The organism is Micromonospora pallida (assembly GCF_900090325.1).
Classification (GTDB): domain Bacteria; phylum Actinomycetota; class Actinomycetes; order Mycobacteriales; family Micromonosporaceae; genus Micromonospora; species Micromonospora pallida.
Genome location: NZ_FMHW01000002.1, coordinates 6687878 through 6710225 on the forward strand (window position 1 = coordinate 6687878; position 22348 = coordinate 6710225).

Annotated in this window: 16 protein-coding genes; 7 read left to right on the plus strand and 9 right to left on the minus strand. The window is 72.8% G+C overall.

What is annotated here, in order from left to right; genetic code table 11:
• Window positions 1-53 precede the first annotated feature (53 nt).
• The gene (locus GA0074692_RS28550) at window positions 54-1352 is read right to left on the minus strand and encodes a sensor histidine kinase (RefSeq protein WP_091649870.1); all 1299 of its coding nucleotides are present in this window, start codon (window positions 1350-1352) and stop codon (window positions 54-56) included.
• 364 nt (window positions 1353-1716) lie between these two features.
• Here GA0074692_RS28550 and GA0074692_RS28555 point away from each other — a divergent pair, with 364 nt between their 5' ends.
• From GA0074692_RS28555 to hemB, 5 genes are read left to right on the plus strand one after another with little or no spacing between them, the layout of a single operon-like run.
• A complete protein-coding gene (locus tag GA0074692_RS28555) occupies window positions 1717-2487 on the plus strand; it encodes a redox-sensing transcriptional repressor Rex (protein ID WP_091649873.1) in 771 nt (256 codons plus the stop codon).
• Window positions 2484-3809, plus strand: coding sequence for a glutamyl-tRNA reductase (locus tag GA0074692_RS28560; RefSeq protein ID WP_091649877.1), 1326 nt, complete (start codon window positions 2484-2486; stop codon window positions 3807-3809). The genes GA0074692_RS28555 and GA0074692_RS28560 overlap by 4 nt, the downstream gene beginning before the upstream one ends.
• Window positions 3806-4774: a hydroxymethylbilane synthase gene (hemC, locus tag GA0074692_RS28565; RefSeq protein ID WP_091649880.1), complete on the plus strand. Its 969-nt coding sequence runs from the start codon at window positions 3806-3808 to the stop codon at window positions 4772-4774. The genes GA0074692_RS28560 and hemC overlap by 4 nt, the downstream gene beginning before the upstream one ends.
• Entirely contained in the window at window positions 4771-6351 is a 1581-nt protein-coding gene (locus GA0074692_RS28570) for a bifunctional uroporphyrinogen-III C-methyltransferase/uroporphyrinogen-III synthase (RefSeq protein WP_091649885.1), read from the plus strand. The genes hemC and GA0074692_RS28570 overlap by 4 nt, the downstream gene beginning before the upstream one ends.
• Before the next feature lie 45 nt (window positions 6352-6396).
• On the plus strand, window positions 6397-7380 hold the full coding sequence (hemB, locus tag GA0074692_RS28575) for a porphobilinogen synthase (RefSeq protein ID WP_091649888.1): 984 nt from the start codon (window positions 6397-6399) through the stop codon (window positions 7378-7380).
• Window positions 7381-7579: 199 nt separating this feature from the next.
• On the opposite strand, the gene GA0074692_RS28580 is transcribed toward hemB, so the two are convergent.
• From GA0074692_RS28580 to GA0074692_RS34315, 4 genes are all read right to left on the minus strand, one after another.
• Window positions 7580-8491 (minus strand): peptidoglycan-binding protein, encoded by a 912-nt coding sequence (locus GA0074692_RS28580; protein WP_218106721.1) that lies wholly within the window; start codon window positions 8489-8491, stop codon window positions 7580-7582.
• A 252-nt stretch (window positions 8492-8743) separates the two neighbouring features.
• Window positions 8744-12022 carry a lamin tail domain-containing protein gene (locus GA0074692_RS28585; RefSeq protein WP_091649892.1) on the minus strand — a complete coding sequence of 1093 codons (3279 nt, stop codon included), beginning with the start codon at window positions 12020-12022 and terminating at the stop codon, window positions 8744-8746.
• Window positions 12023-12118: 96 nt separating this feature from the next.
• A complete protein-coding gene (locus GA0074692_RS28590) occupies window positions 12119-13123 on the minus strand; it encodes a GNAT family N-acetyltransferase (RefSeq protein ID WP_091649896.1) in 1005 nt (334 codons plus the stop codon).
• Window positions 13124-13194: 71 nt separating this feature from the next.
• Window positions 13195-14766, minus strand: coding sequence for a lytic transglycosylase domain-containing protein (locus GA0074692_RS34315; protein WP_245730497.1), 1572 nt, complete (start codon window positions 14764-14766; stop codon window positions 13195-13197).
• Between the two features lie 57 nt (window positions 14767-14823).
• On the opposite strand from GA0074692_RS34315, the gene GA0074692_RS28600 reads away from it, so the two are divergent.
• Both GA0074692_RS28600 and GA0074692_RS28605 read left to right on the plus strand, forming a co-directional pair.
• Window positions 14824-15045 carry an FmdB family zinc ribbon protein gene (locus tag GA0074692_RS28600; RefSeq protein WP_091649898.1) on the plus strand — a complete coding sequence of 74 codons (222 nt, stop codon included), beginning with the start codon at window positions 14824-14826 and terminating at the stop codon, window positions 15043-15045.
• Window positions 15046-15170: 125 nt separating this feature from the next.
• Entirely contained in the window at window positions 15171-17909 is a 2739-nt protein-coding gene (locus GA0074692_RS28605) for an ATP-binding protein (RefSeq protein ID WP_091649901.1), read from the plus strand.
• Between the two features lie 77 nt (window positions 17910-17986).
• On the opposite strand, the gene GA0074692_RS28610 is transcribed toward GA0074692_RS28605, so the two are convergent.
• The 4 genes from GA0074692_RS28610 to GA0074692_RS28625 form a co-directional block, all read right to left on the minus strand.
• Window positions 17987-18526, minus strand: a complete 540-nt coding sequence (locus GA0074692_RS28610; RefSeq protein ID WP_091649904.1) for a phospholipase — start codon at window positions 18524-18526, stop codon at window positions 17987-17989.
• A gap of 187 nt (window positions 18527-18713) precedes the next feature.
• Window positions 18714-20375: a glycoside hydrolase family 10-like protein gene (locus tag GA0074692_RS28615; RefSeq protein ID WP_091649908.1), complete on the minus strand. Its 1662-nt coding sequence runs from the start codon at window positions 20373-20375 to the stop codon at window positions 18714-18716.
• A gap of 203 nt (window positions 20376-20578) precedes the next feature.
• The gene (locus GA0074692_RS28620; protein WP_091649913.1) at window positions 20579-21403 is read right to left on the minus strand and encodes a carbohydrate ABC transporter permease; all 825 of its coding nucleotides are present in this window, start codon (window positions 21401-21403) and stop codon (window positions 20579-20581) included.
• 11 nt (window positions 21404-21414) lie between these two features.
• Window positions 21415-22323, minus strand: a complete 909-nt coding sequence (locus GA0074692_RS28625) for a carbohydrate ABC transporter permease (protein ID WP_245730498.1) — start codon at window positions 22321-22323, stop codon at window positions 21415-21417.
• Window positions 22324-22348: the final 25 nt, after the last annotated feature.

Here is a 22348-nt window from a genome sequence, read left to right on the forward strand (position 1 = left end):
GGCGGGACACGCACCCCGGACTGGAACACCAGCCCGGGGTGCGATGGCTGTGGTCAGCCGGGGAGGAAGGCGCGGACCTCGGTGGGGCCGCCGGTGGGGCTGGTCACCTCCAGGGTGCCTCCGCCGGCGCGGACCCGGTCGGCGATGCCGGCCAGGCCGTGGCCCTTGGCCAGGTGCGCGCCGCCCTGTCCGTCGTCGACCACGCTGATCTCCAGGTACCGGCCCGCCCGGCTGACGGTCACCCGGCACTCGGTGGCGTGGGCGTGCTTGGCGACGTTGGTCAGCGCCTCGGCGACCACGAAGTAGGCGGCGTGCTCCACGGCCGGCTCCGGTCGGCCGTCCGGGGTGCCGAGGTCCGGGTCGACGCGTAGCTCGATCGGAACGAGCCCGCGTCCGGCCAGGGCGGCCAGGGCACTGGGCAGCCCCCGGTCCACCAGGATCGGCGGAGCGATGCCCCGGGACAGGCCGCGTAGCTCGGCCAGGGTCTCGCGGGTCTGGTCGAGCGCCTCGTCGAGGGTGCGGCGGGCCGCCTCCGGGTCGTTGGCGAGCTGCTGGCGGGCCCGGCCGAGGTCCATGGCGAGGCGGACCAGTCGCTGCTGGGGGCCGTCGTGGATGTCCCGTTCCAGCCGGCGCAGGGCGGACGCCTCGGCGGAGACCGCGGCCCGCTTCTGCTCCTCCAACACGGTGATCCGGTCACGCATCTCGGCCACCCCGGTCAGCAGCGCCCGGCCGTAACCGGCCTGGAGCAGCGCGCAGCCACGGACCACGACCGGCAGGGTGAGCAGGAAGAACAGTCCGATGGCGGTGTGCAGGCCGACCCGCGCCCGGGTGGTGTCGCCGAGCCCGATCAGCTCGTTCAGTCCAACGTCGTCCGGACCGCGCGGGATCGCCCAGTCGTACGCCCAGTAGAGGGTGCCGGTGAGGGCCACCGCCCACCAGACGACGGTCAGCACGAAGGTGACGATCGCCACGGGCAGCCGGAGGATGCCGTGGACGAGGTCGAGCCAGGACTGGATGTCGCGCATCGGCAGGAAGATCCGCCGCCAGGCGCGCGCACCGGGTTCCGGGAGTCGGTACCGGGGCCGGATCCGGGGGCGGCGACGGACGGTGGCCAGTAGCAGCCGCTCGATGTCGGCCAGTCCCCGGGCCGCGTAGAGGGTCCCGGTGAGGATCGGTAGGCCGACCACCAGCACCAGCAGTCCCACCCCCAACGCCAGCCCCACCAGCAGGACCGTGAGGCTCACCACGGCCAGCGGCAGACCGAGCAGGACGTAGCCGGAATCGCTGAGGATACGTCGGTGGAAACCCGGGGAACGGGCTGGCACTGGAGTGGCGGGATTGGCCGTGGTCATGGTTCGAGGCTAGGTGCGTGGACGTGGCCGACCCATCCCGTGCACCGCCGTACCGGTGGTGGGGCTGGCCCTACCTCGCAGGACACGGCGGATCGACGCCAGCGTAATTGGTCAGAGAAGTCGGAATTAAGCAATAATCGCGTCGCGGTGCGGCAGCGCCCGCGCGAAGGTCGGTGCGGAACGGAGGGGCCTGGTGTTGTCGCGTCGCGCATTCGCAAGATCGCGATTTGTGCACATCTTCACAAGCGCCTACTCTGTAGTTCCGACGCGCCCTGCTAGCACAGCCGGCAAGATCGGTCGCCAGCGGGAGTCCCGAAACGGCCGGCGGTCGGAGCTGGTCCAGGATCGCACCGCACGGAGTCTCATGAGTCAGCACCGTCACCCAGGCGTGCCCAGCCGCGCCGGTGCCGTACCGGCGCTCCCGGATCTACCGGAAGCGACCGTCGCGCGGCTCCCCGAGTACCTTCGTTCCCTCCACCAACTCGCCGAAACCGGCCACGAGACCGTCTCCAGCGAGGGGCTCGCCGCCGCCGCCGGGGTCAACTCCGCCAAGCTCCGCAAGGACCTCTCCCACCTCGGGTCGTACGGCACCCGGGGGGTCGGCTACGACGTCGCGCTGCTGATCGAGCAGATCGAGTCGGTGCTCGGGCTCAACCAGCGGCGGGCGGTGGCCCTGGTCGGCGTCGGTAATCTCGGTCACGCGCTGGCCGGTTACGCCGGCTTCGCCAGCCGTGGCTTCCGGATCGCCGCGCTCTTCGACGCCGACCGGACCCGGGTCGGCGAGGAGATCAACGGGCTGGTCGTGCACCACATCGACGAGCTGCCCCGGATCGCGGTCGAGGAGCGGCTCGCCATCGGGGTCATCGCCACCCCGGCGGGGTCCGCCCAGGCGGTCGCCGACCAGCTCGTCGCGGTCGGCGTGACGAGCATCCTGAACTTCGCTCCGTGCGTCCTGGCAGTGCCCGACGGGGTCGACGTGCGCAAGGTCGATCTCGCCATCGAGTTGCAGATCCTGTCCTTCCACGAGCACCGTAAGGCGTCGCTCACCGCCCTGCCGGGCAGCGGCCCGTCCGCCCTCACCAGCCTTGCCGGCGGCGCCCCCACCACCGACCCCCAGGAGGCGATCGGCACGTGAAACTGCTCGCCGTCGGCGCGTCCTACCGCACTGCTCCGGTCGCTGTCCTGGAGCAGTTGGCGGTGGCCCCGGCCGACCTCACCCGGACCCTGGACCGCCTGGTCGCCCAGCCGTACGTCAGCGAGGCGGTGCTCGTCTCCACCTGCAACCGGGTGGAGGTGTACGCCGCCGTCTCCGGCTTCCACGGTGGCCTCGGTGACATCTGCGCCGTCCTCGCCGAACAGGCCGACGCCGCGCCCGCCACCCTCGCCAACCACCTCTACGTGCACTACGACGCCGCCGCGGTGGACCACGTCTTCCGGGTCGCCGCCGGGTTGGACTCGATGGTCGTCGGCGAGGCGCAGATCCTGGGCCAGCTCCGGGACGCCTACCACTGGGCGACCGGCGCCGACTCGGCCGGTCGGCTGCTGCACGAGCTGATGCAGCAGGCACTGCGGGTGGGCAAGCGCGCTCACGCCGAGACCGGAATCGACCGGGCCGGCCAGAGCGTGGTCAGCGCCGCGTTGAACCTCGCCGCCGAGCAGCTCGACGGCACGCTGGCCGGCCGGCCGGCGCTGGTCGTGGGCGCCGGCGCGATGGGCGCGCTCGGCGTGGCCACCCTCTCCAGGCTCGGCGCCGGGCCGCTGACCGTCACGAACCGGGGAACCGGCCGCGCCGAGCGGCTGGCCGAGTCGTACGGGGCCAGCGCCGTCCCGATGACCGAGCTGGCCGACGCGCTCTCCACAGTGGACATCGTAGTGGCCGCCACGGCGGCCACCGAACCGGTCCTCACCGAACCGGTGGTGCGCCGGGCGCTCGCCGGCCGGGGTGCCGGCCGGGGACCGCTGGTCCTGCTCGACCTGGCCGTGCCGCGCGACGTCGGGCCGGGGGTCGCCGACCTGCCCGGCGTCGAGGTGATCGACATCGACCGGATGGCCACGGTGCTGGCCGGCGGGCCGGCCGCCACCGACGCGGCGGCGGTCGACGGGATCGTCACCGCCGAGGTCGAGTCCTTCCTGACCTGGCTGCGGGGCGCGGACGTCGCGCCGACCGTGGCGGCCCTGCGCGGGCGCGCCGACGACGTGGTCGCCGCCGAGCTGGGCCGGCTCGTCCAACGCCGCCCGGACTTCACCGACGACCAGCGGGCCGAGGTGGCCCGGACGGTCCACCGGGTGGTGCAGCGGCTGCTGCACCAGCCCACCGTGCGGGTGCGCCAGCTCGCCGCCGAACCCGGCGGTGACCAGTACGCCGCCCTGCTGCGGGAACTCTTCGACCTCCAGGTGCCGCAGACCTCCCCGGTCGACACGGTGCCCGACATCACTTCCGACCAAGGAGAGCGATGACCGCCCCCCTGCGCCTCGGCACCCGGGGCAGCGCGTTGGCGATGGCCCAGTCCGGTCACGTCGCCGACGCCCTCACCGCCGCCACCGGCCGTCCGGTCGAGCTGGTCGAGATCGTCACTGCCGGCGACCGGTCCTCCGCGCCGGTGCACCGGCTCGGGGTGGGGGTCTTCGTCTCCGCGCTGCGCGACGCCCTCACCGCCGGTGAGATCGATCTCGCCGTGCACTCGTACAAGGACCTGCCCACCGCCGAGTACGGGGGGTTGTACATCGCGGCGGTGCCACCCCGGCAGGATCCGCGCGACGCGCTCGTCGCCCGGGACGGCCGTACGCTGGCCGAACTGCCGCCCGGGGCCACCGTCGGGACCGGCGCGCTGCGGCGCATCGCCCAGTTGCACGCCCTCGGGATGCAGCTGACCGTCGTGCCGATCCGTGGCAACGTCGACACCCGCATACGTCGGGCACTCGGGCCCGACGCCGATCTCGACGCGGTCGTCCTGGCCCGTGCCGGGCTGGCCCGACTGGGCCGGACCGACGAGATCACCGAGACGCTCGACCCGATGCTGATGCTGCCCGCGCCCGCCCAGGGTGCGCTGGCCGTGGAGTGCCGGGCCGACGATCTGGACCTGGTCGAGCTGCTCGCCGTACTCGACCACGCGCCGTCCCGGGCCGCGGTGACCGCGGAACGGGCGCTGCTGGCCACCCTGGAGGCCGGATGCTCCGCTCCGGTCGCCGCCTACGCCGAGGTCGCCGAGGGCGACACCGGCGATGAGATCTACCTGCGCGGGGCGGTGATCAGCCCGGACGGCACCCGAGACATCCGGCTGTCCCGCACCGGTACGCCCGCCGACGCGGCGGAGATCGGCAAGGCACTCGCCGCCGAACTCCTCGCCCGTGGCGCCGACTCGATCCTCGGCCGTCCAGACCACACCGGCCCGGGGACCCAGCAATTTGGGAGCACAGAATGACCCGCACCCGTAAGCCCGTAGGCCACATCGCGTTCGTCGGGGCCGGACCCGGCGACCCGGGCCTGCTGACCCGTCGGGCGCACGACGCCCTGGTCGACGCGGACCAGGTCGTGTACGACCGGGGCGTACCCGAGTCGCTGCTCGACGCCGTCCGCGCCCAGGCCCGCTCCGACGCCCAGTTCACCCCGGCGGAGGGCGCACCGGGTGACGTGGCCAAAGTGCTCATCTCGGCGGCCCGGTCCGGGCTGAACGCGGTGCACCTGGTCGCCGGTGACCCGTTCGGGCACGACTCCGTGGTCAAGGAGGTGCAGGCGGTGGCGCGTACCGCCGCGCACTTCGAGGTGGTGCCGGGCGTCGGCCAGGCCGAGGGCGTCGCCACCTACGCCGGGGTGCCGCTGCCGGGCGTACGGACCGCCGCCGACGTCGAGGACGTCACCACGCTGGACTTCGAGGCGCTCGCCGCGGCCATCGGCCGGGGTTCGCTGGCGCTGGCCGTGGACGCGGGCGACCTCGCCGCGATCCGCGACGGCCTGCTCTCCGCCGGTGTCGACGGCACCACCGGGGTCGGGGTGACCGGGGACGGCACCGGGGAGACCCAGTACACCACCACGTCGAGCGTCGACTCCTTCGTCGCCGCCGCGCTCGGCTTCACCGGCCGGGTCGTGCTCACCGTCGGCGAGGGCGTCGGCCAGCGGGACAAGCTGAGCTGGTGGGAGAACCGCCCACTGTACGGCTGGAAGGTGCTGGTCCCCCGGACCAAGGAGCAGGCCGGCGTGATGAGCGCGCGGCTGCGGGCGTACGGGGCGATCCCGTGCGAGGTGCCGACCATCGCGGTCGAGCCGCCGCGTACCCCCGCCCAGATGGAGCGGGCGGTCAAGGGCCTGGTCGACGGCCGGTACGCCTGGGTGATCTTCACCTCGGTGAACGCGGTGCGCGCGGTCTGGGAGAAGTTCGCCGAGCACGGCCTGGACGCCCGGCACTTCGGTGGCGTCAAGATCGCCTGCATCGGCGAGGCGACCGCCGACGCGGTCCGCGCGTTCGGCATTCAGCCGGAGCTGGTCCCGTCGGGGGAGCAGTCCTCCGATGGGCTGCTGGCCGAGTTCTCCCCGCACGACGAGATCCTCGACCCGGTCGGCCGGGTGCTGTTGCCCCGCGCCGACATCGCCACCGAGACCCTCGCCGCCGGCCTCACCGAGCGGGGCTGGGAGGTCGACGACGTGACCGCGTACCGCACGGTCCGCGCCGCGCCGCCGCCGGCCGAGATCCGGGACGCCATCAAGTCGGGCGGCTTCGACGCGGTCCTCTTCACGTCCTCCTCGACCGTGCGCAACCTCGTCGGTATCGCCGGCAAGCCGCACGCGCGTACCGTGGTCGCGGTGATCGGGCCCAAGACGGCGGAGACGGCGACCGAGTTCGGCCTGCGGGTCGACGTGCAGCCCCCGCACGCCTCGGTGCCCGACCTGGTCGAGGCGCTCGCCGCCTACGCCGTCGAGCTGCGGGAGAAGCTGGCCGCCATGCCGGCCAAGCAGCGTCGCGGCTCCAAGGTGCAGGGGCCGACCGCCCTGCGGTTCCGCTAACCCGCTGCGGGGGCCAGCCCACCCGCCGTACAGGAGGCAGTAGTCATGCCGTACCCCGACATCCGGCCCCGCCGGCTGCGTCGCAACGCGGCCGTGCGGCGGCTGGTGGCCGAGACCCGGGTCGCGCCGTCGGACCTGGTCGTGCCGATGTTCGTCAAGGAAGGGCTGACCGAGCCCCGGCCGGTCGCCTCCATGCCCGGGGTGGTCCAGCACTCCCGGGAGTCGCTGCGCAAGGCGGCGGTGGAGGCGGTCCAGGCCGGCGTTGGCGGGATCATGCTGTTCGGGGTGCCCGAACAGCGGGACGCCACCGGCTCCGCCGGTGTCTACCCGGCGGGCATCCTGAACGTCGCCATCCGGGACGTGGTCAGCGAGGTCGGGGACGCCACGGTGGTGATGAGCGACCTGTGTCTGGACGAGTTCACCTCGCACGGGCACTGCGGGCTGCTCACCCCCGGCGGTGAGGTGGACAACGACGCCACCCTGGCCGCGTACGCCGAGATGGCGGTGGCCCAGGCCGCCGCCGGGGTCGGCGTGGTCGGGCCGTCCGGGATGATGGACGGCCAGGTCGGCGTGGTCCGCCGGGCGCTCGACGCTGCCGGCCACCAGGACGTGGCCGTGCTGGCGTACGCGGTGAAGTACGCCTCGGCGTTCTTCGGCCCGTTCCGGGACGCGGTGGAGTCGGCCCTGGAGGGGGACCGCCGCACCTACCAGCAGGATCCGGCGAACCTGCGCGAGTCGCTGCGCGAGGTCGAGCTGGACGTGGCCGAGGGCGCCGACATGGTCATGGTCAAGCCGGCGCTGCCCTACCTGGACGTGGTGGCGGCGGTCCGGGCCACGGTGGACGTCCCGGTCGCGGCCTACCAGGTCTCCGGCGAGTACGCGATGGTCGAGGCCGCCGCCGCCAACGGCTGGGTCGACCGCGAGCGGGTGATGCTGGAGACGCTCACCTCGATCCGCCGGGCCGGCGCGCAGATCATCCTGACCTACTGGGCGGTCGAGGCCGCCGGCCTGCTGCGCGAAGGCTACTGACCACCGGCGGGCCCCGCCCGCCACCACCGGCCCTCCGCCGGCCCCCACCCGCCGAGATCCACTCGGAATGCGGCAGGTCGGGCTCTCCCGGCCTGCCGACACCCCGACATGCCGTAACTCGTGTCGATCTAGAACGACCACGGCCCGCCGCCCGGGTCCAGACCAGGGCGACGGGCCGTCGATCTCAGCACGCGACCGCTCAGATGAGTGTGCTCCAGGTGACCGGGCCGACCACTCCGTCCGCCGCCAGGCCCCGGGAACTCTGGAAGTTCCGTACGGCGGTGGCGGTCACGGAACCGAAGGCGCCGTCCACGGTGAGGCTCGCGCCCCGGGCGTTGAGCGCCACCTGGAGGCCGCGCACCAGGTCGCCGGAGTTGCCCTGCTGCAACGGCAGGATCAGCGCGGTCCAGGTGATCGGGCCGACCACGCCGTCGACGTAGAGGCCCTTGCTGCTCTGGAACGTCCGGACCGAGGTGGTGGTCCCCGAGCCGAAGTAACCGTCCACGACGACGGAGATGCCCCGGCCCCGCAGCAGGTACTGGATCACCCGGGCGACCCATGACGTGGTTCCCTGCGACACGCTCGGCCAGCCCGTGCTGCCCAGTGGCGCCGTCGAACCCAGGCTGATGCCCCGGTTGGCGAGGAACGTCCGGGGGTCCGTCGTGGTCAGCCGGGGCCGGTGTACCTCGAAGTGCAGGTGCGGTCCGGTGGAGTTGCCGGTGGTGCCCATCAGGCCGATCAGTTGGCCGGCGAGCACCCGCTGCCCGTCGCTGACCAGCACCCGGTGCAGGTGGCCGTAGTAGGAGAAGTAGCTGTCGGCGTGGTCGATGTGCACGCTGTTGCCGGTGCGGCCGGGTAGCGGCCCACTGGTCGGGTCGCCCGGGTAGGAACCGGTGCGGATGTCGCGCACGGTGCCGGCCGCGATGGCGTAGACCGGGGTGCCCTGGCTGTTGGCGATGTCCCATCCGGCGTGGTCCGGCCGGGAAGGGGTCTTGTACCCGGAGGTGAGGGTGCCGAGCGTGGGGTTGCTCCAGCCGGGGGTGGCCGCGCTCGCCGCAGTCGGCAGGCCGACGGCCCCGATCCCGATGCCGACGCCCAGAGCCGTGAACACCGCACGGCGGCTGACGGCCGATCCGGATGTTCCGATGGGACGGTCGTTCTCGGACATGGTCCACCCCTGGTTCGCGCGGGTTCGGTCGGCTCGCCGGACCGACGGGCGAACAAATCGTAGATCATAAATATGGATCTGGCGACGGGTAGTCGGAGGCTTGTTGCGGAACGGGGAGGTGGGGACCGTGGAAACGACCACGGCCCGCCGCCCCGGTCCAGACCAGGGCGACGGGCCGTCGATGGAACAGGTTGCTCAGTCGTCGTCGACGACGGTGCCGAAGGCGATCGGGTCGGCCAGGTCCAGGCCCGGCACACCGGCCACCACGAGGGCGAACTTCTCGTCCGACTCCCGCTTTCGGTCACCCTGGACGGCCACCGTGAACTCGGCCGACGTCTGTCCGGCGGCGAGCGTCTGGCAGCCGGCGTACGGCGTGAAGTCCTGCCCGGAGCGGGCGGTCACGCCGAGCGTGGCGGCGCAGAGCACGACCGGCCGGGACAGCGGCCGGGAGACCGTGACCGTGAAGGTGGCCGCGGTGTCGCCCTTGTCCCCCTCGGTGACCGTGACGTCGGCGACGCTCAGCGAGGCGCGCGAGCGGAACCGGGCCACCTGCGGGTCGTGGTCGCTGGAGCCCCGCGAGCCGTCCCCGGCGTGCTCCGCCGGCCAGTCCGCGTTGATGTGCGCCGCCCGCACCTGCACCAGGTCGGCGTGCAGGGTCTCGTTTACGAACAGGTGGTCCAGCGTCTGCGCGTGCCCCTCGAAGCTGTACGAGTAGGCCGACGACGGCACGTCCGCGACCAGGTCGTCCCAGAGGTTGCGCAGACCCGCCTCGTACAGCGGGCCGAGCTGGTCCGACGGGGTCGGGTCAGCCGCCGTGGCGATCGGGTCGTCAGGGCGGGGGAAGACGTTCAGGTCGCCGCCGTACACCACCCGGGCGTGCGGGTCGGACGCCTCGATCGCGGTGACGATCGCCGCGCCGTACCGGGCCTGCTCGGTCCGCTGCCCGACCCGGCTGTCCGGCCCGGACGAGTAGTGGTTGCTCAGCGCCCACAGGGTGTACGACTCCGCGCCGCCCGGGGTGGCCCGCACCGTGAACTTCGCGAGCTGCGGAGCCCGGGTGAAGACGTCGTCGCCGTCCTTGCCGGTGGAGGTGTCGACGTCCGGCGGCAGCACCGCGTTGAGCGACTTCGGGTTCTGTACGTCCGCGTTGGACGGCAGCCCCGCCGACCGGTACTGCACTGTCGGGTTGGCGCCGAGCAGCGGGTCGGTGGCGGTCGCCTCGGCCAGCGAGAGCCGGTCGGTGCGGTAGAGGAAGCCGGAGACGATGCCCCGGTCGTCCGCGCCGGTCCGGTCGTACGCGGCGGCGTAGGCCGGGCCACCGGCGGCGGCCACCGCCAGGGTCAACTCCTGGAGGGTGTCCGGCGCGCCGTCGGCGTTGTCGGTGTCGCCGCAGACCAGCTCGCCCCCGGAGACGGTGCAGATGTCCTGGTCCTCGGCCTCCTGCACGAGGATCAGGTCCGGTGCGTGCAGGTCGGTGACGATCTGGTCGGCGAGCGCGGTCAGGTGCTCGCGGTAGTCGGCCTCGCTCGCCGGCACGTAGTCGAACGGCGGCCGGACGCCGGTGCAGCCGGCGTTGCCGGTGAAGTCACAGCCGTCGAACGGGTCGTCCCGGTAGTCGTACAGGTTCTCCACGTTGTACGCGGCGATCGCGATCTCCTCGGACCGCTTGGCCGGCTGCGGCGGGTTGTTCTTCGACGGGTCGGCCCCGGCGGCGAAGGCCGCCTGCTCGACCTGGACCCCGTACTTCTCGAACGAGTAGTAGAGGGCGCCGTACGCGTCCTCGCTCAGGGTGTCGAAGGTCTTCGCCGGCGGCAGCAGCGCGGTGCTGTCCCCGGCGGTGGCCTTCACGCCCATGCTGCCCAGCATGATCCGCTGGCCGTTGCCGTCGTCGAAGAGCCGGGTCGGGTCGTTGTCCAGCGGGTGCGTGTCCCGGAACACCCGGCGGGCGTACGGGTCGGTGCGGTCCAGCAGCGGGTCGTCGCGGTCGACCAGCCAGGTCTCGCCGTCCATGGTGGACGGGAAGACGGCCCGCCCGCTCACCGCGCCGCTGCCGGCGCGGACCCGCAGTCGGGCACCCTCGTGCCGCTCCCAGAACCGCCCGGCGGCGGCCAGGTCGGCCGGGGGCACCGCGTCGGTGACCGCCACGACGCTGTCCACGTCCAGCCCGGAGGTGATCGTGCGGGCCAGCGAGGCGGAGGAGAGCTGGGTCATGTTGAAGTGCTCGGACACCCGGGCCCGGACGACCACCTCGTCACCGACCGTCGGCACGTAGCCGCCGATCAGCGAGCTGAAGTTGCCCATGAAGACGAAGATGCCGTCCGAGGAGGTCGGGTCGCCGTCGGTGGCGTCCGCGCGGCTCTGGAGGAAGAAGCCGTGCTGGTCGGCCCCGGCCGAGGTACGCGCCAGGGTGCGCTGGGTGACCACGCCCCGGACGTCGTACAGCGTGCTGCTGGTGCCGTTGCCGGAGGCCGGCGCGAGCGGGGAGCGGTCGGCCGGGCCGGACTCGGCATCGGTGGTCGGGCCCTGCACCTCGCCGACGGTCAGCTCGCGGGTGACCGTCACGGCCAGCGTGCAGGTGGCGGTGCCGCCCTCGGCGTCGGTCGCGGTCAGGGTGACCGTGTACGCCCCGCCGGCCAGGTCGGCGCTGGCGGTCACGGTGGCCCGGGCGGTGCCGCCCACCGCGTCGGCCGGGGTGGCCGCCGTCCGGCTGATCGTGCCGGCGGTCGGCGTCGGGCTGACCGAGGTGACCGCCAGGTCGACGATCCGGTCGTCGACGTCGACGGCGGTGACCTCCCGGGTCGCCGCCGTGCCGGCCGGGGTGACCAGGGCCGGGCCGCAGGTCAGCGTGGCCGGCTGGTCGACCGGGCCGCCCCCGTCGACGGAGTGCGTGCCCAGCCCGTCCACGGTGTCCGTGGCGAAGCCGGCCCACTGGGCGGCCGGGTCGAACGCGTCCGACGGGTTGGTGTCCCCGGCGGTGACCGACGGGAGTCGGCGCAGGGTGTTGTTCTCGGTGCTGGTGACGCCGCTGCCCCACTCGGTGCCCGGGTCGAACCCGACCTGGCCGATCGAGTCGAGCACGGTGCTGCCCTTGCGCAGCACGATCGCGTCGTCGCCGTTGTAGAGACTCGCCCCGGTGGTCTGGTCGGCCTGGGCGAGGATCGCCGCGTTGGCCGAGGAACTGGCGAAGACGAAGACGTCCCCGGCGGCGACCGTGCCGGTCAGCGCCAGGTTCGTCGGGGTGGTCGAACCGTTGAAGTAGAGCTGGAGCTGGTATCCGCCGGCGGTCAGGTCGATGGCGGAACCGGTGCCGTTGAACAGCTCGATCGCCTTGTTGTTCGACGAGCCCTCGACGTACTCCGAGATGAACAGGTCGGTGGGCGCGGCGCTGGCCGCGGGGGGTGCGACACCGATGGCCGCGACACTGGTCACGGCAGTGGCGGTCGCGAGCGCGGCGAGAGTGCGGCGCGGGCGCATGGGGCCTCCACGAAAGGTGGACAGGGAACAGACGCACGTTAGGCGTCGATGCTGTACGGCGTCCATCCCCCGCCGGTCCGGCCGGTGAACGACCGGTCAGTGCGCCTGGGCGTCCAACCGGTGTACCAGCTCCGCCACGTCGGCACCGTACTCGCACCACTGGCGATCGGGACGGTACCCCAGGTCGGCGTTGACCTGGCGCATGGCCTCGTTGGCCTGGGCGTTCCAGGTCTGCACCTCGACCAGCTCCGGCTCGACGGCGCGCAGCTCCAGCAGCATCCGGGCCTTGATCGCCCGGTCGATGCCGTAGCCCCGGTGGTCCGGCACGACGATGGTGTCGTACTGGTCGGCCCGGGTCGGGTGCTGCGCCGGCACCACCACCTCGGTCAGCCCGGCCACCTCACCGGTGCGTTCGTGGATGGCGCACACGATGTACGGCTTCATGCCCCGCCGGTGCAGGCAGTCCAGGCTGTCCCGGAGCCGCTGCGGGTCACACGAGCTGGGCCGCAGCTCGCCGTCCTCGATGTCGCGCGACTCGGCCTTGGCCCGGGCGTACGACTCGACCAGCTCGTCCGGCGGCCCGCCCGGGCAGAACTCGATCCGGTAGCCGGTGCCGATGCCGGTGGCCATCCCACCCAGCGCCGGCCAGTCCACCGTGGCGAGCCGGAGCACGCTCCGGGTCTCCACGTAGTCCCGGCTGAAGCCGAGCGCCTCGAAGAACGCGATCGCCGGTGTCCCACCGACCACCTCGACCCCGACCGACCGGAAACCCTCCTGGTACGCCCGGCGGGCGGCCAACTGGACCAGGGTCCGACCGGCGCCGGTGCGGCGCAGGTCCGGGTGTACGAGAACCTCCAGCACGCCGATGTCGCCGAGCAGGAGCACCTGCACGTGGCCGAGGATCGCCCCGGTCGGGTCCGGCTGGATCACCCAGGAGATCCGCCGTTGACCGGGCATCACCTCGGAGAGGTACTCGCGAAGGGAGGTTTCCCGCCACAGCGGATCGTCGGGCAGGTCGGTCGTCAGGACCGCGTTCAGCGTCGCCAGCAGGGACGCGATCTCGGCGGACGACGCGTTCCGGGGATCCCACTCGCGCACCATCACCCGTACAGCTTGCCGTCAAGCGCAGCCCGGGGGAAGTATCCGGACCGTCCGGGGTGGTCGGTGTCGGATCAGCCCCGGCTCGCCACGCCGTACTCGTTGGCCTTGTCGAAGACGTCCTGCGCGTAACGACGGACATCGTTGTAGGACAGGATCGCCCCCCACCAGTCCCCGGACACGGTCATGTTCCGCCCGCCCTTGCAGAGGTAGTTGCCGGCGGCGAGCGCGGCGTCGTCCAGGTCGTGCGGGTTCTGCGCGCCGTCGTTGTCCGCGTCCGCGCCGACCTCCGCCCAGGTGGTCGGGATGAACTGCATCGGGCCGACGGCCCGGTCGTAGGTGAGGTCCTTGTCGAGCCGGCCCTGGTCGGTGTCGAGGATCCGCATGCGGCCACCATTGCCGTCGAGCGCGTCGCCGCGGATCTCCGGTAGGGCCTGCCCGTCCGGCAGCAGCTTCGCGCCGTTGGCCGCCCCGTGCCGCGACTCGACGTACCCGATTGCGGCGAGGGTGGTCCAGCTCAGCGCGCAGTTGGGGGTGGTCCGGGCGAGCACCAGCTCGGCGTAGCCGTACGCCTGCATGGCTACTGGCGGGATGCCGACCTTCTCCCCGGTGACCCGGGCCCAGTCGGCGAGCGCGTCGGCGGGGCGGCCGGTCGGCATCGGGACGACGCCCCCGGGCGTGACCCCACCGGGCGGCAGCGTCCCGGGCGGCACGAGACCACCGGGGAGCGTCGGTCCGGCGGACGGGCTGTCGGTGCCGTTCTCGGCGGCTGGGCGCGGGGCGGGGGCGGTCGCCGGGACCAGCAGCGCGCCGGCCGCCGCCGTGGCGGAGACCAGGGCCAGCAGGAAGACTCCGGAGAGGGCGAACCGGCCGCTGGGGCGCTTCGACCAGGCCCGGGTCGCCCGCGCCGCACCGACCGCGACCTGCCGGGGCGGCAGGCGTACGGCGCGCCCGAACGGCACCCGGTACCGACGGCGCGTAGCCCGCCCCGCCCCGACCTGAGCGTCTGGCTCGGAGGCCGCGTCTGGCTCAGACTTCGCGTCGGGTCCGGCTTCCGCGTCGGGTTCGGTCTTCGTGTCGGGGTCGGACTTCGCGTCCGGTTCAGCCTTCGCGTCCGGTTCGGACTTCGCGTCGGGGTCGGCTTTCGCGTCGGGGTCGGCTTTCGCGTCGGGTTCGGTCTTCGGGTCCGACTCCGGTTTCGCGTCGGGTTCCGTCGCTGCGGGTTCGGCCGGGGTGACTGTGGTCGACGCGGCCGGGGCGTCGCCGGCGCTGTCCGTCGGGGCCGTCGGGGCCGTCGGGGCCGTCGGGGCGTCGTCCGGAGTGGCTCCGGCGCGGACGGCGTCGCCCTCCGGCGCGGCGGGGGCTGTGGTGCCGGCCGGCGGGGTGTCGGACGGCGCGGTGCCGTCCGGTGGGGTGCCGTCCGGTGAGGTGACGGATGGCGGGATGTCGGACGGTGGGGTGTCGGCCGGCGTCGGGACGCTCGGCCGGAGCGTGTCCGGCGGTACCGGGAGGCGGGGACGCGGCACCGCCCCGGCGCCGTGCGACGGCGCGGGTTCGGCGGCGGCGCCCGACGTGGCGAGCGACCCGCCGGGGGGCGCGGCCGGACGTAGGGGCCGAGTCCGCGCGCTGTCCTCTCCGTCCACCACCCGTCGAGTATTACCCATGTCAGCGGCGACGTCAGGACCGGTCGTACCCTTGTTGCCATGCCCCGGTACGAGTTCCGCTGCCGCTCCTGTGGTGCCACCTTCGAGGTCAACCGGCCGATGGCGCAGGCTGGTGCGCCTGCCTCCTGTCCGCAGGGCCATGACGACACAGTCAAGCTGCTCTCCACCGTGGCGGTGACCGGTCGGGGTGGAGCCGGCCCCGTCGGCGGAGGTGGCGCCCCGGCCGGCGGCGGTTGCTGCGGCGGCGGTTGCGGCTGCTGATTCCCGCGCCCGCGTCGGTCGGTTGCGGTACGTTGCGGTCGATCCCGTCCGGCCGTTCTCACGATGCGTGACGGCTGCGGCATAGGGCAGCATGGCCGGCGACGTCAGGGGCGGAGGTTCCACGCATGTCGCCACGGATCCGCCTCCCGAGCGGATGGGTGACCTTCCTGTTCACCGACATCGAGGGCTCGACGCGCCTGGCCCGGATGCTCGGTGCCGGCTACCGACCGGTGCTACACGAACACCGTCGGCTGCTGCGGCACACCCTGGTCGCGGCCGACGGCGCGGAGTTGCTCACCGAGGGTGACTCGTTCTTCGTCGCCTTCGCCGACGCCGCCGCGGCCGTCGCCGCCTGCCTGGCCGCGCAGCGGGCGCTGGCCGGGCACGACTGGCCCACCCCGGAGTCGGCCCCCCGGGTCCGGATGGGACTGCACACCGGGTACGCCGAGCCGCGCGACGGCGAGTACGCCAGCCCGGAGGTGCACCGGGCAGCCCGGATCGCCGCCGCCGCCCACGGTGGTCAGGTGCTCTGTTCGGCGTCGACGGTGCGGCACGCCGAGCCGCTGCCCGCCGGGGCGTCCCTGCTCGACCTCGGGCTGCACCAGTTGCGCGGCTTCGACGACCGGGAGCGGCTCTTCCAGGTCCTCGCCCCGGGCCTGGAGCGGGAGTTCCCGCGCCCGCGTACCGCCGACACACCGCCGCACAACCTGCCCACCCGGGCCACCTCGTTCGTCGGGCGGGAGGTGGAACGGATCGAGTTGCGGCGGCTGGTGGCGGACCACCGGCTGGTCACCGTTCTCGGCGCGGGCGGCGCGGGCAAGACCCGTCTCGCGGTGGAGTTGTGCGCCGGGCTGGTCGAGGCGTACCCGGACGGGGTGTGGTTCCTCGACGTCGCCACGGTGACCGACCCGGGCCTGGTGCCGTTCGCGGTCGCCGCCGCCTTCGGCCTCCGGCCGGAGCCGGGACGCCCGATCATGGACACCCTCGTCGAGTACGCGGCCACCCGTCGCGTGCTGGTCGTGCTGGACACCTGTGACGCCCAGCCGGCCGCCACCGCCGCGGTGATCGCCCGGCTGCTGACCGGTGCGCGTGGCGTTCGGGTGCTCGCCACCAGCCGGGAGTCGTTCGGTCTTCCCGGTGAGGTGGTGTGGCGGATCCCCCCGCTGTCGATCGACCCGTCGCCGGGCGGCGGCGAGAGCGACGCGGTGGCCCTCCTGCTCGACCGGACCACGGCCGCCCGGGGCGGGCGCCGTCCCGGCCCGGGGGAGGTGGTCGACCTGCGCCGGGTGGTGCATCGGCTGGACGGCCTGCCGCTCGCCATCGAGCTGGCCGCCGCCCGGCTGCGGGTGCTCTCCGCCGGTCAGCTCGCCGAACGCCTGGCCGACGTGCTCGGCGCGCTGGACGCGGGGCGGGACGAGCCGGACCCGCCCCGCCCCTGGTCAGGTGACCCGGACGCGACCGTGGACCTGCGTGCCGACCTGCCCGACGACGGCACCCGGTCGACGGTGGAGCGGCACGCCACCATGCAGGCCACCGTCACCTGGTCGTACCGGACGCTCGGGCCCCGGTCGGCCCGGCTGCTGCGCTGGCTGGCGGTGTTCGCCGGGCCGGTGGACCTGGCGGCGGTGGAGTGGCTGCTCGACGGGGACCCGCTCGGCTCGCTATCGGTGCTGGTGGACAAGTCGATGATCCTGGCCGAGCCGAGTGCCTCGGGTTGCATGTACCGGATGCTCGACCCGATTCGGGCGTACGCGGCCCGCCGGCTCGCGGCGGACGGCGAGGAGCAGGCCGCCCGGGACCGGCACGTGGCCTGGTCACAGCACGTGCTGTGGCGGGCATACTTCGGCCCGGACGGGCGGCCGGTGAACCTGTCGCTCTACTCGCTCGACCCGCTCGCGGGTGAGTTCCGGGCCGCGCTGCGCTGGTCGGCGACCGGGGGGACGGCCCGGGACGGGCTGCGGCTGGCCGCTGGGCTGGACCTGTGGTGGCGGGAGCGGGGGCTGGCCCGGGAGGGGCGCCTCTGGTTGTTCCGGCTCTACGGCCGGATCGCCGAGACCGGCGAGCGGATCCCCGAGGCGGAGTTGGCGGCGGCGTACCACATGCACTCGCTGCACGCCGGGGCCGACGGCGAGTTCGCCGAGGAACTGCGTTTCGCCCAGCGGGCCGAGGCGGCGGCGAGGCAGGCCGGGGACGCGGGTCTGCTCGCCCGGGTGCTCGCCGGCCGGGCCGCGCCCCTGGTCGACATGGGGCAGTTCGTCGAGGCGGAGCAGGTGTGCCGGGAGGTCATCGCCTGGGCCCGGGAACGGGGGGTGGCCGGGGACGCACTGCTCGCCGTCTTCAGTCTGGCCGAGCTGCTGTGGCGACGCGGGGCGCTGGACGAGGCGGCGGAGCTGCTCGGCTCGGCCCGGACGGTGGAGGCGACCCGTCCGGTGGAGCGGGGCCAGCGCTCGGTGGACATGCTGCTCGGCATGGTGGCGCTGGGCCGGGGGGATCTGGTCGCCGCGCACGAGCATCTCCAGGTGGCGCTCCGGTCCCGGATGGGCCACGGCTACCACGGGCGGGCCTGCGACACGGTGAACGCGCTCGCGGTCCGGTGCGCCGACGGGGGCGACCCGCTGACCGCGGCCCGGCTGTTCGGCGCGGCCCAGGCGACGCGGGCCCGGATCCGGTCCACGCCGGGGCTGTTCGGGCCGTACTGGCTGCGGTGGCAGACGGAGCTGCGCCGGGTGCTGGGCGACGCGGCCTTCGACGCCGGGTACCGGGCGGGGGCGGAACTGGGGTTGGAGGAGGCGGCAGCGCTGGCCCTGGCGGTGGAGCACCCGGACCTGTCCCCCGCCTCCTCCCGGTTCACGTCGAGCTGGTGAGACCCGGTATGGGTCACAGTCGAGCTGGCGAGACCTGGTAGAGGGTCACAGTCGAGCTAGTGAGACCTGGTAGGGGGTCAGCGTGCGCTGTGGGCCCGCTCGAGGTCGGCCTTCATCTTGGCGGCCCGGTCGATGTCGGCCGGGCTGACCGCGGCGATCGAGCCGAAGGCCTTGACCGCCTGGTAGTACGTCCAGGCCAGGCTGTAGCAGGCCGGGTTGACATAGCTCGGGTACGTGGCGCAGACGCGCTTCAGGTCCTCGTAGAAGGCGCTGTCGACGCGGGCCTTGTTGCCGCTGGTGAAGACGCCCATCGCCTTGTGGTTGCGGTAGCCGAAGTCGTGCCGGTAGCAGGACAGGTTGAAGCTGAACCCGAGCGGGTTGTCCGGGCTGGACGAGCAGTAGTCGGTCGACCAGTTGAAGGCGTACGCCGCCCAGGCGCCCTGGTTCTGCCGGGCCGAGTTCCAGGCGTTGTAGCTGCTGGCGCTGGTCTGCGTCCAGCTGTACATCACTGACAGCTTCTGGTCACGGGTGACCGCGGCGGCCGGCGAGGCGACCCCGAGCACGGTGAGCAGCGCGAACGCGCTGGCGGCGAGCATGGTGGTGAGGCGACGGCGCATGAGGGGATCTCCTCCGGGGGTGAACGAGGGGGAACAGGTCACCGGTCGGGGTTCCGGTTGGAGAACAGTTTTCATCGACCACTATGGATTAATGATCTAGTGTCGCTCAAACTTTGCGCCATGCGCTGAAATCGACGAATGCCCCGAGGCGGACGGGCCGCCCCGGGGCATCCCGGTGTTCGTCAGGTCAGCGCACGAAGCGCGCCGGGCTGGCCGGGCTCTCGTTGTAGAGCCGGTCCAGGGCGGTCACCAGGTACGTGTACGACCGGCCCGGCTCGGCGGTGGTGTCCACGTACGACTGCGCGCCGCCGGTCGCCCGCACGGTGTCGACCAGGTGCGTGGCGTCGGCCAGGTCGCACTGACCGGGCTGCTGGTTGCCGTCCAGCCGGTAGATCGCGTACGAGGTCGCGGTCCCGAACGGGCCCGCGCCGTCGGCCGGCTGCCGCCAGTTCAGTCGCACCCCCTCGTCGGTCCGCTGCACGCCGGTGACCACCGGGAACAGCAGCGGCTTCGCGGGCAGGTGCGACATGGTCGGCACCAGCGCCGGCTTCGAGTAGTGCTCCTGCGCGTAGATGTCGGTCGCGTCGAGCCGGTTCGCCCGCACCTGCACCGCGGAGAAGTGCACGTTGCCGAGCACCTCCGGGTACGACCGGTTGAGCGTCAGGTGGTTCGACAGCTCCTGCGGGTTCATCCAGAACGAGCCGTACGCCGGGTCACCGCTCTTGTAGTCGGCCTGACCGATGTAGAGCTGCACCTTCGTGCCCCGCACCACCTCGGCCCACCACGGCACCAGCCGGGCGTAGTCGGCCGCCGGGTACTGGCCGATGTACCAGTAGAGCTGCGGCACGACGTAGTCGACCCACTCCTCCTTGATCCACTTGCGGGTGTCGGCGGAGATGATGTCGTACGACTGGCTGCCGGTGGTGTCCGAGCCGAGCGGGTCGACCGACTTGTTCCGCCAGATGCCGAACGGGCTGACCCCGAACTTCACCCACGGCTTGGCCGCCTTGACCTGCTCGTTCATCTCCTTGACGAGCAGGTTGATGTTGTCCCGCCGCCAGTCGGCCTTGTTGGTGAAGCCCCGGTTGTACTGCGCGAACGTCGCGTCGTCCGGCACCTGGTGGGTGCCGCTCGGGTACGGGTAGAAGTAGTCGTCGAAGTGCACGCCGTCGATGTCGTACCGCTTGACCGCGTCCAGCATCGCGGTCTGGACGAACTCGCGGACCTCGGGGATGCCGGGGTTGTAGTAGAGCCGGCTGCCGGCGACGTTGGCCGGCGGGTACGCGAAGGTCCACTCCGGGTGCTGCCGGGCCGGGTGGTTCGGGGCGAGCTTGCTGATGTCCGCGCCCGCGCCGCCCGGGGCGGGCATGGAGACCCGGTACGGATTGAACCAGGCGTGGAACTCCAGGTTCCGCTTGTGCGACTCCTCGACCAGGAAGGCCAACGGGTCCCAGCCCGGGTCCTGCCCGCGCACTCCGGTCAGGTACTCCGACCAGGGCTCGTACGGCGACGGCCAGAAGGCGTCGGCGGTCGGCCGGACCTGGACCACCACCGCGTTGTGGTTGAGCTGCTCGGCGAGGTCGAGCCAGCGCAGGTACTCGGCCTGCTGGGCGGCGATCCGGTTCGGGTCGGTCCAGGAGGCCTTGGTGGGCCAGTCGATGTTGGTCACCGACGCGATCCACATCGCCCGGAACTGGCGCTTGGGGGTGGCCGGGTCGGTGGTGCAGTCGGCGGTGGTGATGGTGCCGGTGGTGTCGGCGGCCGGGGTGGCCTGCGCGGGCGTCGCGGCGACGAGCGCGCCGAGCAGCGCGACGGCCAGCCCGGCGGCTCTGAGCCGAGGTGCCTTCATGTGCGTCCCTTCGTTGGGCGGGGGAGCGGACGGCGGCTGGACGGCAAGATTCGTCGCCAGCAATACACCGTCAGAAGGAAATTTTCACACCCGGCCGTCCCGCGCAAGACCCCGCCGGAGATCGACACTCCGGCGCGGCTGGGCGGCTCCGCGCGCCGTCACCGGATCGGCACGTACCGTCGCGGTCGCGTTCCGCCGGGCGGTCAGCCCTTCAGCCCGCTGCGCGACACGCCCTGGATGATGTGCCGCTGGGCCAGGACGAAGAGCGCCAGCACCGGCACGCTGGCCAGCACCGCGCCCGCCATGATCACCGGATAGTCGGTGACGTACGCGCCCTGGAGCAGGCCCAGGCCCGCCGGGACGGTCAGCTTCTCCGGGCTGAACAGCACGTAGACCGGCCAGAGGAAGTCGTTCCAGTTGGTGAGGAACGACAGGACGGCGAGGGTGGCCAGCGCCGGCTTCGACAGCGGCAGCAGCACCTTCACGAAGATCTGCCAGTGGTTCGCCCCGTCCAGGACGGCGGCCTCCTCCAGTTCGGCCGGGATGGAGAGGAAGAACTGTCGGAGGAAGAACACCCCGAACGCGCTGGCCGCGCCGGGCACCACCAGCACCGCGAGGGTGTCCAGCCAGTGCAGCCGGTCGGCGATCACGAAGTTCGGGATGATCAGCGAGGTGGGCGGGATGAAGAGCGTCCCCACGATCAGCGCGAAGCTCACCGTACGACCCCGGAACCGCATCCGGGCCAGGGCGTACGCGGCCATCGACGCGGTCACCAGCACCAGCAGCGCGTGCAGCGTGGCGGCCAGCATGCTGTTGACGAACCAGCGCAGCACCGGGTTGGCCGAGTCGGTGAGGATGCGCTCGTAGCCGTACCCGGAGAGCGGGTTCGGGAGCCAGTCCGGCGGGATCCTCTGCGCGCCCCCGTAGGTCTTCAGCGAGGTGAGGACCATCCAGAGCAGCGGGGCCAGGAACACCAGGGCCAGCAGCACCAGGACGGCGTAGCGCCCGGCACGGCGGAGTGACGTCACGGCTGGCCCCCTCAGTCTTCCCGGTACCGCAGGAACCGGAAGTTGACGATGCTGATCACGGCGAGGGCGAGCGCGAACAGGATGCTCATCGCGGCGGCCCGGCCGGCGTCGTTGTCCCGGAGCCCCTCGTCGACGATCCGCCAGACCACCGTCCGGGTCTGCTCGCCCGGCGCGCCCTGCGTGATCAGGAAGGACTGGCCGAAGACGTTGGCCGAGGCGAGGATCGTGGTGGTCAGCACGAAGAGCAGGACCGGGCGCAGGCCGGGCAGCGTGACGTTGCGGAACCGGTCCCAGGCGCCCGCGCCGTCCACCCGCGCCGCCTCGTACAGCTCGGAGGGGATGTCCTGGAGGCCGGCCAGGTAGATCACCGCGTTGAAGCCGGAGGTCCACCAGACGGTCACCCCGACCAGGGAGACCCAGGCCCACGGCACGTCCGTCACCCAGGGCGTGTCCGCCGGCAACCCGACCGCGCCGAGCAGCCGGTTGACCAGGCCCAGGTTGGCGTCGAGCAGGAACCGCCAGAGCAGGCCGACCACCGCCACACCGAGCACGTACGGGGCGAAGTAGACCGCCCGGAAGAACGTCCGCCCGGGGAACTTCTCGTTGAGCAGCAGCGCCAACCCCAGCGGTACGACCAGCAGCAGCGGCACCGAGAAGAGGGTGAAGACGCCGGTGGCCCGGACGCTGGACCACCAGTCCCCGTAGATTGCCGAGTCACTGGAGAACAGGTCCCGGTAGTTGTCCAACCCGACGAAGGGCCGGTGGGGAAGCTGGAGGTCCCACTGGTGCACGCTCAGCCAGAGCCCGAACCCGATCGGGGCCAACCCGAAGACCAGGAACAGGACGAGGTACGGCGCGAGGAAGAGGTACGGGGTGGTGGCTCGGCCGCGCCGGCCAGCTTCCCGGCGTCGTTTCCCCACCGGCGGGGGCGGCGTCCCCCCACGC

Excerpts from the sequence above, each read along its gene's own strand:
- GA0074692_RS28590 (WP_091649896.1), bottom strand. The coding sequence starts at position 13,123 with ATGGTGCGCGAGTGGGATCCCCGGAACGCGTCGTCCGCCGAGATCGCG.
- GA0074692_RS28605 (WP_091649901.1), top strand. The coding sequence starts at position 15,171 with ATGTCGCCACGGATCCGCCTCCCGAGCGGATGGGTGACCTTCCTGTTC.
- GA0074692_RS28615 (WP_091649908.1), bottom strand. The coding sequence starts at position 20,375 with ATGAAGGCACCTCGGCTCAGAGCCGCCGGGCTGGCCGTCGCGCTGCTC.
- GA0074692_RS28585 (WP_091649892.1), bottom strand. The coding sequence starts at position 12,022 with ATGCGCCCGCGCCGCACTCTCGCCGCGCTCGCGACCGCCACTGCCGTG.
- GA0074692_RS28600 (WP_091649898.1), top strand. The coding sequence starts at position 14,824 with ATGCCCCGGTACGAGTTCCGCTGCCGCTCCTGTGGTGCCACCTTCGAG.
- GA0074692_RS28550 (WP_091649870.1), bottom strand. The coding sequence starts at position 1,352 with ATGACCACGGCCAATCCCGCCACTCCAGTGCCAGCCCGTTCCCCGGGT.
- GA0074692_RS28570 (WP_091649885.1), top strand. The coding sequence starts at position 4,771 with ATGACCCGCACCCGTAAGCCCGTAGGCCACATCGCGTTCGTCGGGGCC.
- GA0074692_RS28555 (WP_091649873.1), top strand. The coding sequence starts at position 1,717 with ATGAGTCAGCACCGTCACCCAGGCGTGCCCAGCCGCGCCGGTGCCGTA.
- GA0074692_RS28610 (WP_091649904.1), bottom strand. The coding sequence starts at position 18,526 with ATGCGCCGTCGCCTCACCACCATGCTCGCCGCCAGCGCGTTCGCGCTG.
- hemB (WP_091649888.1), top strand. The coding sequence starts at position 6,397 with ATGCCGTACCCCGACATCCGGCCCCGCCGGCTGCGTCGCAACGCGGCC.
- hemC (WP_091649880.1), top strand. The coding sequence starts at position 3,806 with ATGACCGCCCCCCTGCGCCTCGGCACCCGGGGCAGCGCGTTGGCGATG.